The organism is Hymenobacter psoromatis, from assembly GCF_020012125.1.
Taxonomy (GTDB): Bacteria; Bacteroidota; Bacteroidia; order Cytophagales; family Hymenobacteraceae; genus Hymenobacter; species Hymenobacter psoromatis.
Genome location: NZ_JAIFAG010000001.1, coordinates 1,831,915 through 1,846,349 on the forward strand (window position 1 = coordinate 1,831,915; position 14,435 = coordinate 1,846,349).

General features: G+C 61.4%; 13 protein-coding genes. 8 read left to right on the forward strand and 5 right to left on the reverse strand.

Translation table 11 applies throughout. The features are described 5' to 3' along the window. The first annotated feature begins 7 nt into the window (after positions 1 to 7). The 3 genes from LC531_RS07810 (at position 8) to LC531_RS07820 (ending at position 2,634) form a co-directional block, all read left to right on the forward strand. The gene (locus LC531_RS07810) at positions 8 to 364 is read left to right on the forward strand and encodes a MerR family transcriptional regulator (RefSeq protein ID WP_223649751.1); all 357 of its coding nucleotides are present in this window, start codon (positions 8 to 10) and stop codon (positions 362 to 364) included. A gap of 156 nt (positions 365 to 520) precedes the next feature. Beyond that, positions 521 to 1,648 carry a DNA-processing protein DprA gene (gene dprA / locus LC531_RS07815; RefSeq protein ID WP_223649752.1) on the forward strand — a complete coding sequence of 376 codons (1,128 nt, stop codon included), beginning with the start codon at positions 521 to 523 and terminating at the stop codon, positions 1,646 to 1,648. Positions 1,649 to 1,824: 176 nt separating this feature from the next. Continuing rightward, a complete protein-coding gene (locus LC531_RS07820) occupies positions 1,825 to 2,634 on the forward strand; it encodes an aminotransferase class IV (RefSeq protein WP_223649753.1) in 810 nt (269 codons plus the stop codon). Positions 2,635 to 2,653: 19 nt separating this feature from the next. On the opposite strand, the gene LC531_RS07825 is transcribed toward LC531_RS07820, so the two are convergent. The 5 genes from LC531_RS07825 to LC531_RS07845 form a co-directional block, all read right to left on the reverse strand. Then, positions 2,654 to 2,839 carry a hypothetical protein gene (locus tag LC531_RS07825; protein WP_223649754.1) on the reverse strand — a complete coding sequence of 62 codons (186 nt, stop codon included), beginning with the start codon at positions 2,837 to 2,839 and terminating at the stop codon, positions 2,654 to 2,656. Positions 2,840 to 3,117: 278 nt separating this feature from the next. Next, on the reverse strand, positions 3,118 to 3,633 hold the full coding sequence (locus LC531_RS07830) for a hypothetical protein (protein WP_223649755.1): 516 nt from the start codon (positions 3,631 to 3,633) through the stop codon (positions 3,118 to 3,120). A gap of 124 nt (positions 3,634 to 3,757) precedes the next feature. Continuing rightward, positions 3,758 to 4,552 carry a thymidylate synthase gene (locus LC531_RS07835; protein WP_223649756.1) on the reverse strand — a complete coding sequence of 265 codons (795 nt, stop codon included), beginning with the start codon at positions 4,550 to 4,552 and terminating at the stop codon, positions 3,758 to 3,760. A 42-nt stretch (positions 4,553 to 4,594) separates the two neighbouring features. Continuing rightward, positions 4,595 to 5,365 (reverse strand): hypothetical protein, encoded by a 771-nt coding sequence (locus LC531_RS07840; protein ID WP_223649757.1) that lies wholly within the window; start codon positions 5,363 to 5,365, stop codon positions 4,595 to 4,597. A gap of 92 nt (positions 5,366 to 5,457) precedes the next feature. Next, positions 5,458 to 5,706, reverse strand: a complete 249-nt coding sequence (locus LC531_RS07845) for a hypothetical protein (RefSeq protein WP_223649758.1) — start codon at positions 5,704 to 5,706, stop codon at positions 5,458 to 5,460. A 142-nt stretch (positions 5,707 to 5,848) separates the two neighbouring features. Between LC531_RS07845 and LC531_RS07850 the strand changes: the two genes are divergently transcribed. The 5 genes from LC531_RS07850 to LC531_RS07870 all read left to right on the forward strand — a co-directional run bounded on the left by LC531_RS07850 (position 5,849) and on the right by LC531_RS07870 (position 14,398). Further along, complete coding sequence (locus LC531_RS07850; protein WP_223649759.1) at positions 5,849 to 8,161, forward strand: efflux RND transporter permease subunit; 2,313 nt, start codon at positions 5,849 to 5,851, stop codon at positions 8,159 to 8,161. A 294-nt stretch (positions 8,162 to 8,455) separates the two neighbouring features. Then, a complete protein-coding gene (locus LC531_RS07855) occupies positions 8,456 to 9,286 on the forward strand; it encodes an oxygenase MpaB family protein (RefSeq protein WP_223649760.1) in 831 nt (276 codons plus the stop codon). A gap of 29 nt (positions 9,287 to 9,315) precedes the next feature. Then, positions 9,316 to 9,705 (forward strand): ribosomal maturation YjgA family protein, encoded by a 390-nt coding sequence (locus LC531_RS07860; RefSeq protein WP_223649761.1) that lies wholly within the window; start codon positions 9,316 to 9,318, stop codon positions 9,703 to 9,705. A gap of 164 nt (positions 9,706 to 9,869) precedes the next feature. Then, positions 9,870 to 11,210, forward strand: a complete 1,341-nt coding sequence (locus LC531_RS07865; protein ID WP_223649762.1) for an SWIM zinc finger family protein — start codon at positions 9,870 to 9,872, stop codon at positions 11,208 to 11,210. Between the two features lie 44 nt (positions 11,211 to 11,254). Beyond that, on the forward strand, positions 11,255 to 14,398 hold the full coding sequence (locus tag LC531_RS07870; protein WP_223649763.1) for a DUF6493 family protein: 3,144 nt from the start codon (positions 11,255 to 11,257) through the stop codon (positions 14,396 to 14,398). The last annotated feature ends 37 nt before the right edge of the window (positions 14,399 to 14,435 follow it).

The following is a 14,435-nucleotide window of genomic DNA, read 5'->3' on the forward strand; positions in this document are numbered from 1 at the left end:
GTCCATTATGCCCTACAAAGAGCGCGACATTACCAAGCAGTATTTCACCATCGGCGAGGTGGCCGAGCAGTTCGGCGTGGCTACTTCGCTCATCCGCTTCTGGGAAACGGAGTTTGACGAGCTGAACCCGCGCAAAAGCAAGAAGGGCAACCGCCTCTTCACGCAGTCCGACGTGGACACCTTTCGCACTATCTATCACCTGGTTAAGGAGCGCGGCTACACCATCGCCGGCGCCCGCGAAATGCTGAAGCAGAAGGGCGGCCAGCTCAAAGACAAGATTGACGTGATTCAAAGCCTGGAAAAAGTGCGCGGCTTTTTAGTGAATCTGAAGAAGGAAATCGACGCCGCGCAAAAGGGCGAGTAGCTATTTTTTGAGAATCTTAATACTTGATATAGACGGTCATGCTGAGCCTGTCGAAGCATCTCTACCGCGCCGTTTGGGTAGTAATTCAAACGGCGCGGTAGAGATGCTTCGACAGGCTCAGCATGACCGTCTATTATTTTTGGATAGTTTCCGTTAATGCCCCATAATTCCGACGACCTCTACCACGAGCTGGCCCTGACGCTGCTGCCCGGCATCGGCCCGCAGCTGACGCGGCAGCTGATGAGCTACGGCAGCTCGGCCAAAAACGTGTTTTCACTGCCGCCCGGCAAGCTGCGACGCATACCGGGGGTAGGCGAAGCCACCGTCAAAATCCTGACCGGCCCCGCCCGCGGCCAGGCCCTTGCGCAGGCCGAAGCCAGCCTGCGCAAGGCCGAAAAAGAGGGGGTAGCGATTCTGTTTTACACCAGCAAACAGTTTCCGGCCCGCCTCAAGCTCATCCCCGATGCGCCGGTGCTGCTCTACTACCAGGGCCCGGCCGACCTGAACGCGCCCAAAGCCGTGGCCATCGTGGGCACGCGCCAGGCCACCGAGTATGGCCGCGAGCAAACCGAAGCCCTAGTGCGCGGCCTGGTGCCGCACAACCCATTGGTCGTCAGTGGCCTCGCTTACGGCATTGATATTCTGGCCCACCGCGCTGCCTTGCAGGAAGGGCTGGCCACGGTGGGCGTAATGGCCACCGGCCTCGACGTCATTTACCCCGCCGCGCACCGCAAAACGGCCGAAAAGATGCGCGAAACTGGCGGCCTGCTCACCGAGTTTGCCTTCGGCACGCAGCCCGACCGCTACAACTTTCCGCAGCGCAACCGCGTCATCGCGGGCCTGGCCGATGGCACGGTGGTAGTAGAAGCCGCTGAAAAAGGCGGCGCGCTCATCACCGCCGAGCTGGCCCTGAGCTACGACCGCGACGTGCTGGCCGTGCCCGGCAATGTGTCGTCGGCCGCGTCGGCGGGCTGCAACAATTTAATTAAAGCCAACAAGGCCGCGCTCTACTCCAAGCCCGCCGATTTGGAACAGCTCCTGAATTGGGATGCCGCCCTGTACCAGAGCGGGAAATTTCAGCCGCCTCCCTCCTACTCACCCGCCGATTTTTCGGTTGAAGAATTCGCGCTCATCACCGTTTTGCTAGTCACTAAAGAAGCCCTGATGGACGACCTGGCTTGGCGAGCGCAGCTGCCCATTCACCAGGTAGCCTCGCTGCTGCTGGTCCTGGAATTTCGGGGGGTGGTGCGAGCGCTGCCGGGCAAGAAATTCGTACTGATTTAATCGCGGTGCGAACGACCATGCGCACTGGCGCTCGCCCACGGATTAGTGAGTTAGCGTTACTTGTGACCTCCCAGTTTACTTCAAAATTTCTTGAAATAAGTTGCTAAATAGGCCCGCGTAGCATTGGTTTACGTTGGTAGCTGCAGCCCGCCCCGGCCGCCCCCTACCCCCTTGTCATGCTGTTGTTTAATGATGAGCTCCTTCAGGAGCAAGCCTTTAGCTTTCCCTTACCCAATCGTGGGCTGGCCTTCGGCGACGGATTTTTTGAAACCCTAATTTTTGCCGAAGGCCGCCTTCGCCTGGCTGCCGACCACTGCGCCCGAATGCAGCGGGCCGCTGCTGCCCTGCACCTGGCCCTACCCCCTACCTTGGCCACCAGCCACGCGCTGGCCGCTACCCTGGCTCGGCTGGCGCAGGCCAATGCCCTGAACGCCGCCCGGCTGCGCTTGCAAGTATGGCGGGCGGGCGGCGGGCGCTATACCCCGCCCACCGCCGTAGCCGAGTGGCTGGCCACCGCCGAGCCCCACGTGCCCGACGAGTCGGCGTTGCACCAGGTTAATTTTGCCCGCGAAACGCAGTCGGTTTTCTCGCCCCTGAGCTTTTGCAAGGGGCCGCAGGCCTGGCTCTACGTGCGCGCCGCCCACGAGCGGCAGCAGCGCGGACTAGCTGAAATTATTCTCTGCGACGCGGCTGGCCACGTAGCCGAAGGCGGGGCGGCAGCCATTTTCTGGCTGCAAGCCAATGTTTTATATACCCCGGCGCTGGCTACCGGCTGCGTAGCCGGCGTGCGCCGGGCGGCCGTGCTACGGGCGGCCCCCGCGGCGGGCCTTACTTGCCGCGAAGGACTTTTTTCGGCGGACGACCTGCTGCGGGCCGAGGCAGTTTTCACGGCCAACGTGGCCGCCGTGCGGGCCGTGCGGGGGGTAGGGAACCATCGCTTCGCGGCTCCGGCCCCCGCCCTGCTGGCACGGCTGGGTGCAGTTTAAGCACTCAGCGACTCTTGGGCTACTGCGCGGTGCGCTCTACGGCGCGCAGGGCTTGCAGGCGCTGCCAGTCGGACTGATGGTGGCGCAGGTCGGCCTCCGTAACCTGGTGAGTGGCAAGTACCACGGCCCGCGGGCCATAACCCAAATGCAGCGCGCTGAAAGCTATTAGCGAGCGATGCAGGGTAGAGAGTGGGGAAATGCGCATGGCAGAAGCAGTAACAAAGTCAACGAATGGGGACGGCCTTAGAATACAATTTAAATGCCAAACTTCGAATTTGAATTAAACTAAAAAAAAGCGCTTAAAGAGGGTTTAAAACGTTTTTTAAGGTAAATTATGCAAAATACTACGCGTTATTTTGTATTGTTAAATCAAAAAATTTTACTAAGAAGTTATTCTCTTCTCACCCCATTTGCCCGCGCGCTTTTGGTCCTTGGCGCGTGCTGGCTGCCGTTGGCCGAAGGCGAACCAGCAGCCGGGTGTTCTCACTGCGTAATAAAGCGCATGGGTACTACAAGCGAGTCTTGCGCGGCCGGGGAGCGGGCAAAGCGTAGCGCCCCGAGCACGCGCAGGGCTTCGGCATCGAGGGCCTGAATGGCGGCGGGGGGGTAGTCGGCGGTGGGGCGCGTCAGCTCGCGGCGCGTCACGCGCGGGGGCTGGCGCACCGAGCCATCGGGCCGCACCTGCACGCTCACGAAGAGGCGGCCGGTGGGTAGCAGCGCGGCGGGCTGGCCGGGCCCGGGCCGGGCGGCGTCAGGAAAGTGCGCCTGGGCCATCACGAAGTCAAAAAACCGGGTGCGGCCCGCCAGTTGCTTGTCAGGGTTGGGTTCGTGCCAGAAGCGCGGCAGCACCGGCGAGCGCAGCACCGGCGCATCGGCCGCGGGGGGTAGGGGCCGGCGGTGCGGCAGCATTGGGAAGCCGGGAGCCGCGTAGCCTTCCTGCGCCTGGGCGGCCCCGGCGGCCAGCAGCAGCGCGCCCAGCAGGGCCAGTCTGGTTCTCATCCGCCTAAATTACTGCGGGTTCTTCTTTAGTTTCTATTTTCTGGTTCCTGGCTTCAAACATTCATCTACTTGCATAATATGACTTCTGAGCCAGGAACCCGGAACCAGCGAAGAACCAGGAGTCTCAAACTGCGACAGGCGCTTTGATGGCCGGCCAGGGGTCGTAATTTTCCAGCTGAAAATCCTCATAGTGGAAGCCGAAGATGTCCGTGACGGCCGGGTTGAGGCGCATGGTGGGCAGCGGGCGCGGGGCGCGCTCCAGCTGCTGCTGGGTTTGCTCTAAGTGATTGACATATAAGTGCGTATCGCCGCCAGTCCAGATAAATTCGCCGGGTTGCAGGCCCGTCACCTGCGCCACCATCAGCGTGAGCAGGGCGTAGGAAGCAATGTTGAAGGGTACGCCCAGAAACACGTCGGCTGAGCGCTGGTAGAGCTGGCACGAGAGGCGGCCGTCGGCCACGTAAAACTGGAACAGCGCGTGGCAGGCGGGCAATTTCATGGCCGGCAGGTCGGCCACGTTCCAGGCGCTCACCACCATGCGGCGCGAATCGGGCTGGGTTTTCAACTGGCTGATAATCTGCGAAATCTGGTCGATGTGGCCGCCGTGGCCATCGGGCCAGCTGCGCCACTGGTAACCGTACACGGGGCCGAGGTTGCCGTGCTCGTCGGCCCACTCATCCCAGATTTTCACGCCGTGCGCTTTGAGGTAGGCAATGTTGGTGTCGCCCCGCAAAAACCACAGCAGCTCGTGGATGATGCTCTTCAGGTGTACCTTCTTAGTTGTGGCCAGCGGGAAGCCCTCGGCCAAGTTAAAGCGCATTTGCGGCCCAAAAATAGACAACGTACCCGTGCCGGTACGGTCGGTTTTGAGCGTGCCGTGGTCGAGGATTTCGCGGAGGAGGGCTTGGTACTGGCGCATGATGGGACAAGGGAGGCGAAGCAGTAAAAGTACCTGCGCCTGCTAGGCTTCAAGTAAGAGGCTTGCAAGCTCCTTGTACAAAACCTGACCCGCGGCGGTATTCATCGTCAAATGTGCTCCGCGAGCTTGTTTTTTTTCAACCTCGATAATGCGGTTTGATTTGGGCAGTCCCCATTTGTCAGCTTGGCGAAGAATAATTACTGATGCTTTTTCGCTTTGGCAACGTTGTTCTAACTCGTGTTGCACATAAGCTAGCAGCAATTTCGACGAATGGAGAAGTCTCTTTGTTGACGAATAAGTTTTGGAAAAATAAGGGCAAAACTCTAGGCAAGCGATATGCTTGCTAGTGTGTTGTAAGGCTGCCCTGAATGAGTCTGAGTAGCTAACTAACTTTTCATGCTTCGCCAGTTCTTCGATAACCGAGCGCAACTTATTCTGCCACCACTGTCCACCAGCCGTCCAGGCAAAAGCGGGGTCAAGGTAAAAGAAAGGATAGTCAACTGACATACTTTGCTGATGCAGATTTGCCTTGCGGGCTTGTCGAAAGAGCTGACTATGCTCCTGCGCATAGTAGTCGCCAGGACTAAAACCAGGATTGAGGAGGAATAAAAAAACCTTAGCTTCGGCTAAATTACCGATGTATGGCTGGGGAATTAGACCAAGTTGAAACTCAGCCGAGTTGATGCCGAAATCCTTACTATCTGCAAAAGCTTGATATGAGGCATACTGCGCACCTTGTACACCATCGCCGGAGAGTACGTAAGGCAACGTTGTTAAGGCGCAAGTGCGCCAAGATTCAATCAATTCGTTCATATAAAATTTATATATTATATTAGTTATAATCACAAATAAAAGTCCTAGCATCACTTGAAGCCAGGACTTTTATTTGTGATTATATGTGAGATTTACAGCGACTTAGTAGCCGTTTTTACCTCGGGCGTAGCGGGCGCAGCAGCTTTAGCGGCGGCCATTTTGGCGCGGCAGCAGGCGGGCATGCCGGCCATGCTGGTGCCGGCCATGCCTTTCTCACACTTGGCGGCGGCCATGCCGGTGCAGTGGTCGGCTTTTTTGCCTTTGGCGGGCTTGTCGCCGTCGTGGGCAAAAGTGGTGGCGGCCGAAGCCAGCAGGGCGAACGCGAGCAGGGATTTTTTCATAACGCTTTAGAGAAACAATTGGCAAAACCAGGGGGTTAGGGATTGTTGCGGCTTCTAAAGTACAACGGGTTTCGGACATCCCGAAGCGCGTGCGCGCCGTCCCCACCACCTCCGCGAACTACCAGTTTGCGCTCCCTATTTTATGTCGCTTCGCCGAATCGCGCACCTCACGCTGCTGGGGCTGGCCCTGCTCACGGGGCTGGCCGGCTACTTTGCCGCCCAGCTGCGCTTCAACTACAATTTCAACGACTTCTACCCCGCCGGCGACCCCGACCTGGACTACTACCAGGGCTACACCCGGCGCTACGGCAACGACAACGACTACCTGCTACTGGCCCTGGAGGCTGGGCCGGGCCAAACGGCCTTTTCGCCGGCCTTTCTCACCCAAGTTGATAGCCTGACGCACGTGGCGCGGCGGCAGCGCGACGTGGTACACGTGGTGTCGCCCACCACGCTCAGCCAGACCGTGGTGGAGGGCCTCGGGGCCTATACCCTCCCCTACCTGCACCCGGCCGAGTACCGCGCCGACCCTAGCCGCCGCGCCGCCGACTCGACCCTCATTTACCAAACGCCGGGCTTCGTGGGCAACCTCATCAGCCCCGATGCGCGCGACGTGGCGCTGGTCATCCAAACCACGCCCGACCTCAAAAAGCCGCCCGGCGACTCGCTGCTGACGGAGCTGCGCGCCGGGCTGGCGCGGGCGGGGCTGCCCGAGGCGCGGGTGCACTTTGCGGGCAAAGTGGTGGCGCAGTCGGTGTTCGTGGACCGCTTGCAGCGGGAGATGATTATCTTCATGTCGCTGTCCTTCGTGCTGGTAATGGGGCTGTTGTGGCTCACATTTCGGACCTGGTGGGGGGTAGTGCTGCCGCTGGTGGTGGTGGTGGGAGCCATTATCTGGGGCCTGGGCGTGATGGGGGCCTGCGGCATCAGCATTGATTTGATGACGGCCCTGCTGCCGCTGATGCTGTTTGTGGTGGGCATGTCGGATACCATCCACATTATCAGCCGCTACGTGAGCGAGCTGGGCTACGGCGCGGGCAAAAAGCACGCGCTGCGCACCACCATGAAAGAGTCGGGCTTCGGCTCGGGGCTCTCGGCGCTCACGACCAGCATCGGCTTTTTTACGCTGATGACGAGCACCATCAGGCCCATTCACAACTTCGGGCTCTTTACGGGTATTGCCGTTATTCTGGCTTTCTTCTTAAGCTTCACGCTGTTGCCGGCCATGCTGGTGCTGCTTAATAAGCCGGCCCTGCGCGAACCACGCCAGCATGGCCACGATTGGGACAGTGTACTAGGCCGGCTTTTCGTGGGCGTGTTGCGGCGGCGGCGGCTCATTTATACGCTCAGCGGAATTATTTTGGTGGCCAGCGTTGGGCTGGCCGCACGGGTGCGGATTAACTCGTCTTTGCTCGATGACTTGTCGAAAAACGACCCCGTGCGGCGGGATTTCGCGTTTTTCAATGAACACTTCGCCGGGGTGCGGCCCTTCGAGCTGGAGCTGAAGCCGGCCGGTGGGCGCGACATTTTCGACCCCGCCGTGCTGGCCCAAACCGAGAAAATCGAGCGCTACCTGGCCACGACTTACGGCCTGAAATTTTCGGCCTCGCCGGCCACGCTGGTGCGCACCGTGCACCAGGCCCTGCACGGCGGCGGGCTGGCCGAATACCGCCTACCCCCCGATTCGGCCGGCTTGGCGCGGCTGCGCGGGCCGCTGCGGCAGTTTCGCAAGCGACCCGAGTTTCGGGCCTTGGCCTTGCCCGACGGCTCGGCCGGCCGGCTTACCGGCCGCATGGTGGACGTGGGCAGCATCAGGGCCGACGCGCTCAACGGCGCGCTGCGCCACTTTCTACGCACCAGTATTGACACGACGGTGCTACGCACCCGCCTCACGGGCTCGTCCAACCTTATTGATAAAAACAACGAGAACCTGACCCTCAATATGATACAGGGCATGGCCATCGACGTGGCGATGGTCACGGCTATCGTGCTGCTACTTTTCCGGTCGCTACGCATGACGCTGGTGGTGCTGATTCCCAACCTGCTACCCATCCTGATAGTGGCGGGCGTGATGGGCCTGGCCGGCGTGAGCATGAAGGTTAGTACGAGCATCATTTTCACTATTGCCTTCGGCATCGCGGTGGATGATACTATTCACTTTATCAGTAAGTTGCGCCTTACGATGGGCCACGAGCCGGACTTATTCAAGGCCGTGCGGCGCACGTATATTCTGGCCGGGCAGGCGGTTATCGTCACCTCGCTCATCTTGGTGGGCGGCTTCGGCACGCTGCTATTTTCGTCGTTTGATGGCACGTTTTACGTGGGCCTGCTGATTGGGCTCACGCTGCTGTTTGGGGTAGTGGCCGAGCTGACGCTGCTGCCGCTGCTGATTTTGGGCGTGTATGGGCGGCGGCGCAAAGAGGTGGGGGTAGTGCCGGCGCTGGCTGGCAAGTAGGGTGCGGGGCTTGCCCCCGCCCGTCGTTGCCCGAGGAGAGAGTAGGAAATTAAAAATGAGAGGGCATCAGCCCAATTTTTAATTTATCATTTTTAATTCCCTACCCCCGCCCAGCATTGAACAATGCGCGGTTGTTTTGTGCAACGATGGGCGGGGGCAAGGCCTGCCCCCTACTCCATGATGGGCTAACCATTTTCACACCTTAACTTTGCGTCTCAAAGTATAATAAAACCCAAAGCTTCTTCTACCTCCCCAACTGGCACCAAGCGTGCCGGCTGGCTGTTGGCCCCGTTTATGGAACCCTTCGTTGCTCAAAACTCCGTCGTGCGCCGAATCTGGGGTACTTCTGATATCGTATTATTCATTTTCGCCGGGGCGGCGGCCGAATTTGCGCTCAATAAGGCTGTGGACTGGCTCTACTTCACCGGGCGGCTGCCGGCCGACCCGCTGGGCCGGCTGTTTTCGACGGTAGACTACTCCCGGCGCATCCTGTTTTCGGACCAGGCCGGGGCCGGGCGGGCCATTGCCAGCATTGCCGCCATCCACGGCGCGGTGGAGGCGAGCCGCGGGCAGCGCATCCCCGCCTGGGCCTACCGCGACGTGCTGTACTTGCTCATTGCGTACTCCATCGGGGCGTTTGAACTGCTGGAACGGCCCCTCACGCCAGCCGAGTGCGAAGAGATAGTAGCAGTATTCGGGCGCGTAGGGCGGGGCTTGGGCATCCCCGATTTGCCCACTACCTACCCCGCCTGGCAGGCCGACCGCGCCCGCCACCTGGCTGCCGACCTGGCCGTAAGTCCTTGCACCATTGACTTATATCGCCAATATAAAAAACACCTGGGCGGCGTGCGCTACGGGTTGCTGCGCGGGGTGCAGGGCCTGGTGGTGCCGCCCACTGTGCGCCGGCAGCTGGGGCTGGGCCAGGGCGCGTGGCTGCGGCCGGCGCTGGCTTTTTACCGCGCTACCAAGCAGCTGGCCGTGAGCCAATGGCTGAAAAACCTGATGCTACCCGCCGAATACGCGGCCCGCATCCGGGCCTTGGATGAGGTACCGGCCGAGTACGCGCGGCCCGCCCCAGCCCCGGTAGCCGAAGTTTCGGTCGCCTACCCCCCGTCCCGCGCCTGAAGTGCCGGTAGCTTCATAGCCTCTTACCAATGCCCCGCTTCTACTACCGCTATTTTCTGCTCGCGGCTGGGCTACTGGGCCTGGAAATCGGCATCGCCCGCTTTGCCCACGACCGCTTCGTGCGGCCTTACGTGGGCGATTTTCTGGCTACTATCTTGCTGTACTGCCTGTTGAAAAGCGTCTGGCCGGCCCCGGCGGGCCGGGTAGTAGCAGTAGCGCTGCTGGTTTCTTACGCCATCGAATTGGCGCAGCTGGCGCACCTGCTTAGCTGGCTGGGCTGGCAGCATTCGCCGGCGGCGCGGCTGGTGCTGGGCAGCCAGTTTGAGTGGGGCGATATACTGGCTTACACGTTGGGAGCGGCTGTGGTGCTGGGACTGGGGTACGTGCGCGGGCGCTACACGGCGCGGGAGTTGGGCTAGCCTTGAGGCTATCAGGGGGAAAACTACTACCAAATAAGGTTGTCAGAGGGCAGGAGAGTTTTACTAAAATAATTTGCCAATTATTTTAGTAATTATCACTTCTTTCACCCATCTTTGTCGAACCAAAACAGCTTACTCCCCTACCCCCTTCTCCTTTCTGAGCTATGTCAGAATCAACCTACGCTTACGCCCAGTCTTCGACCCTGACAGCCACCGCCGCAGGTAATTCCTTGCAACTGGCCGCCTACGCCGAAGACGCGCCGGCCGGCGGGGCGGCCTGCTTTTTTCGGGGGCAGCTACGCGACTCGTGGCTGGCAGCGCGGGGGCTAAGCACATTAGCCAAAGTAGTGGCCGCGCGGTTCGTGCCGCTGGGCGCGGTGCTGCGCGACCCCATCGTGACGGCCGGCGCGGCGCGGCTGCGCTTCGAGGCGTTTTCGTCGTGCAACGGCGTGTACGCCCGCCTCGACCTGGGGCCGGCCGCGCTCGACGGCGAGCTGGTGGCCAGCGGCACCACCAACGTCGATTTCAACGAGCCGATGGTGAACGCGCTGGCCCGCATCGGCCGCCACGAGCCGGTGGGCCTCGCCGTGGGCCAGCAGGCCGTAGCCCTCACCCGCGCCGCCGGCACCGTGACCGAGCGCCAGGTGGCCCTACCCCTGCGCTGGCTCAAGGGCCTCACCGCCGCCCAGGGCTACCTGGCCCAGATGGACGAACTGCTGCGCCTCACGCGCGCCCAGGCCGCCCAGCTGCTGCACAGTCTGCCGGCCGGCGCGGCCAAAGCCGATACTTTTCTGACGCTGCGCGGGGCGCGGCCGCATTTTGGGCTGGTAAGTATGCCGGGGGCCGTGCGGGTGGGCGGCGCGCACCGCCTGCGCCTGCTCGATGGCCTGCTGCCGCTGACCCAGGCCGCACGCGTGTACGCTACCCCCTGCGGCCAGGCCAGCGCCGTGGTGCTGGAATTGGGGGGCGACCACGAGTTTCTGCTGGCGCTGTCGGCGGCGGCCAACCGGGGCTTTTCGGGCGAGGGCACCCAGCTGGGCGACTTGCTGGACGAGCTGCCCGCCGAATGGCTGGCGGGGGCCAATAGCCTGTTTCGGGCCAACGAAACCTTCAACCCCACCCTGTTTGGGCTGGCCCACGACCTGGCGCCCGGCACCGTGGCGCGGCTCTGCGCCAGCCTCTCGGCGATGGGCCTGCTGGGCTTCGACCTGCTGGAAAACCAGTATTTCTACCGCCGCCTACCCTTCCGCACCGACCGCATCCGGCAACTCAACCCGCGCCTTAAAAACGCCCGCGCCCTGCTCGCCGCCCCCGACGAGGTGCAGCTGGTGGGCATCGGCCCCGGCGGCCGCACCGAGGCCCGCGTGCGCGGCACCGACGTGTGGCACACCGTGCTGGTGAGCGGCCCCGAGCCCCCGCGCTGCACCTGCCAGTGGTTTACCGAGCACCAGGGCCAGCGCGGGCTCTGCAAGCACGTGCTGGCCGCGCAGCTGCGGTTTGGGTAGAGAATAAAGTTGAATTTTACTTATATACTACCCTAACTTCCTTTATGGAGACGCTAAATTCTATCGAAGTTTTTGAGCAAATCATTCGCCATCAAGGTGCCGAAGAATTAGTACCGTTCTTATTGGGGCTGGACAAACAGAAGATTGTAGCTATCCGCAAACGGGTCCAGACACTGGCGAGCGAATTAGAAGATATTCGGCAGAAAGGAGAACAGCATTGGGAGAAAGGGCCCACTCCCTTACAGCGCTCTTTATTTTTTCTAACTCGCTTGGCAACCTATTCCAAAAAGGAAGCCCTAGCTCCCGCTTTCACTAATAGTCTATGGGAGTTAAACAAGTCGCGGCTTTCTAGTGGGAAAAGTCAATACTTACCACACGATAAGTTAGTAGATTATGCCTGTCAATTACTCGTTCACCGTCGGCCCGAATGGCTTGATACCTGGTTAGGTAACACTGCGGAAAGCCGCCCTTTAAGAAGCCTGGATTTTGATTTACTCCTTAAATTGGAATCCCATGCGCTCATTATACCAACTAACAAGCTATTAGCTTTATCGGGGATTAATGAGTTATCTAATTACGGCACAGAGGCTAACGCATTATGGCAACTGCACGGCTATTTAAAGGCAAACGTTAAACTTACCGCTAGCCAATTAGCAGATTTCACGCAGCTTACCAAAGCTTTCCCCTCGCTCCGCGAAGGTGAGTCGTTGCCTATTATCGAAGACCTTCTTTTCGAACGAATTACGCGCAATAAGGCCTTACTGGAACGGGCTATTCCACAGTTTTTCGAGTTTGACACAGAGATTAACTGGGGAGTTGCCCAGACAGTGAACCACATAGATAGGAGATGGATTACGTGGCATGATATGCTTGCGCGCCTCACCGCCACCCACCACCTCGACCGGGCCGACATCCTCACGCGCTGCCTGCTGGCACTGCGCCGCGACTTCCGCCGCCCGCTGCTGACGTGGTTCAAGGAGCTGTTTCTCAGCCTGAAGCCCACGCGGGCCGAGCGCCTGGCCCGCCAGGCCGAGCTGATGGAGCTGCTGGCCCACCCGCTGCCGCTGGTCGTCAATTTTGCCATTGAGCAGGTGAAGGACCTGTTGCCGGAGCCGGGGTTTACCCTGGCTCCGTTGCTTCAAATGGCGGATAACCTGCTGCTGCGGCCCGACCTTAAAACCGGCCTCAAAACCCTGCTCGCAGGCCTGGCCAAGCTGCCCCGGCACGATGCCGCCCACGCGCCCGCCGTGGCCCGGCTGCTGGCCGCCGCCCTCGCCCACCCCGACGCCGCCGTGCAGGAGCGCGCCGCCAAGGCCCTGGCCTACCTGCTGGCTGCCAAAAAGCCCCTCCTACCCCCCGCCGACACGGCCGAAACGCTGGATGCCCTCGCCCACCAGGCCGAGCTGCTGGGCGCCGCCGCCCGCGCCGTGCTGGCGCCCTGGCTGGCGGCCCCTACCCCCGCGCCCACCGCCGAAGCCACCGCGACCTACGCGCCGCTCGCGCAGTTCGTGCCGGATATTTCGCCCGCTACCGCCATCGCGCCGGTGGCCGACTGGCACGAGCTGCTGTTTCTCACCGGCCAGGTGCTGCGCCACGATGCCCCCGCCGCCCTGGAACGCTGGCTCGATGGCCTGCTGCGGCTGCATGGGCAACTGCCCGAAGGCCACGCCAAGCAGTTAGAGCCGTATCTGGTGCAGGTGCTGCCGTTTTTGCAGGGTAAGAGCGGCGAGCAGGCCAAGGCCATTCTGGTCAACATTGACTTGCGTGGGCACAGTGGGCTGGCGCAAGCCTTGCTGCTGAGTTGGGCGCAGGGGTTTACTTCGCTGCGGGTGCCGCGGGTGAAAGTGCAGGTTGACTCGGACGCCTCAGACCCGTTGGTAGTGGTGGAGAAAGCGCGTCTGGCGGCCGTGGAAACGCATTTGCAGCAACGCACTGGCCTGCCGCTGCTTAGCACGCCCACCCACGCACCGTATTGGGTAGCCCCTACTGCGTTCTTGCAAAAGCTGCTGGCTTATGAAGCGGCGCAGGTCGAGCCCGTAGCGGCTGACCTGGCGATTGCGCTGGCCCGCCTGGCTTTTGCCCACGAGCCCGACGCCCAAGCGGCCCTGGCCGTGCTCCCGCAATTGCAAAACAGCCAGCTGCGCGAGCTGCTCCACTGGCTTTTATCACCCGAGGCAACGGAGCCCCCGCGCCATGCAACCGAGAAAAAACCACTCTTCCAGCACCTGACCGAGCAGCTGCACCAACTCCTGCCGGGCCATTCGGCGGCTCCTGGCACGTTGGCCGAAGCCTGGCCCTGGCTGTGGGTGGTAGCGGCCCGCAGCAAGTTTTCCCACCCTATTTTTGACAACCTACTGCCTGCGGGCACCCGTGCATATCCGGGCATAGCGCAGCCCTGGGTTCCGGCCTGGGACGTTGATTTCAAGGTCAATATCTATGTGAAAACCTGGAAACCAGGCAAGCCCGAAATTACGCCCCGGTCCACGCACCTGCGTTTTCCCAGCGAGGACACCACCCAGGGGCCGCCCTCTCCGCTGCTGCTGTATTCGCTGCACGTGCAGTCCCGAGGCAGGGGGCACGCCAATTGGATTCTGCCCGCTGATTATCCCTTTTTAGCGGCGCTGCTACCGCTCAATCCGACCTCACTGCACTGGCACGTGGTGCGCACGGCGGGCTGGGCCGACAAACTGGAATCGGCAGACCGCGACAGTATCGCCCAGGCACTGCGGGCGTTGGTCGAGGCCGGCCCTTCGTTTGCCGAGGGTACTACCCTGCTGCTGGCCGTGGGCCTGGTGCACCACGCGCCCGTTTGCCGGGCGCTGGCGCAGGAAGTGGTTTTGAGCGCCGTGGGGCAGCAGCGCCTGGAATCGACTGCCCTAGGCGCGGCGCTCGGCCGGCTGCTGGCCGCCGACTATGCGCCCCTGGCTCGCCTGGCCGACAACCTGGCCCTGCTCCGCGCCATCTCGCCCGTCACGGACGACGCACTGGCCCAGATGCTAGACGCGCTGCTGCCGGCCCTACCCCCCGCCCCGCTCCGCAACCTGCGCAAGCTGCTCGAAACCTACGCCGACCTCGGGGCCCGCACCGGCCGGCCGGTGCCGCCGGCCGTGCAGGACCGCCTGCGCGAGTGGAGCCAAACGGGCGCACTGAAAAAGTTGGCGGTCAGCCTACTTCAAAAAGCAAGTTGAGTAGATAAGCAAAAAAGCACGTCATTCCGAGCTTGCT

Excerpts from the sequence above, each read along its gene's own strand:
- LC531_RS07810 (WP_223649751.1), top strand. The coding sequence starts at position 8 with ATGCCCTACAAAGAGCGCGACATTACCAAGCAGTATTTCACCATCGGC.
- dprA (WP_223649752.1), top strand. The coding sequence starts at position 521 with ATGCCCCATAATTCCGACGACCTCTACCACGAGCTGGCCCTGACGCTG.
- LC531_RS07820 (WP_223649753.1), top strand. The coding sequence starts at position 1,825 with ATGCTGTTGTTTAATGATGAGCTCCTTCAGGAGCAAGCCTTTAGCTTT.
- LC531_RS07825 (WP_223649754.1), bottom strand. The coding sequence starts at position 2,839 with ATGCGCATTTCCCCACTCTCTACCCTGCATCGCTCGCTAATAGCTTTC.
- LC531_RS07830 (WP_223649755.1), bottom strand. The coding sequence starts at position 3,633 with ATGAGAACCAGACTGGCCCTGCTGGGCGCGCTGCTGCTGGCCGCCGGG.
- LC531_RS07835 (WP_223649756.1), bottom strand. The coding sequence starts at position 4,552 with ATGCGCCAGTACCAAGCCCTCCTCCGCGAAATCCTCGACCACGGCACG.
- LC531_RS07840 (WP_223649757.1), bottom strand. The coding sequence starts at position 5,365 with ATGAACGAATTGATTGAATCTTGGCGCACTTGCGCCTTAACAACGTTG.
- LC531_RS07845 (WP_223649758.1), bottom strand. The coding sequence starts at position 5,706 with ATGAAAAAATCCCTGCTCGCGTTCGCCCTGCTGGCTTCGGCCGCCACC.
- LC531_RS07850 (WP_223649759.1), top strand. The coding sequence starts at position 5,849 with ATGTCGCTTCGCCGAATCGCGCACCTCACGCTGCTGGGGCTGGCCCTG.
- LC531_RS07855 (WP_223649760.1), top strand. The coding sequence starts at position 8,456 with ATGGAACCCTTCGTTGCTCAAAACTCCGTCGTGCGCCGAATCTGGGGT.
- LC531_RS07860 (WP_223649761.1), top strand. The coding sequence starts at position 9,316 with ATGCCCCGCTTCTACTACCGCTATTTTCTGCTCGCGGCTGGGCTACTG.
- LC531_RS07865 (WP_223649762.1), top strand. The coding sequence starts at position 9,870 with ATGTCAGAATCAACCTACGCTTACGCCCAGTCTTCGACCCTGACAGCC.
- LC531_RS07870 (WP_223649763.1), top strand. The coding sequence starts at position 11,255 with ATGGAGACGCTAAATTCTATCGAAGTTTTTGAGCAAATCATTCGCCAT.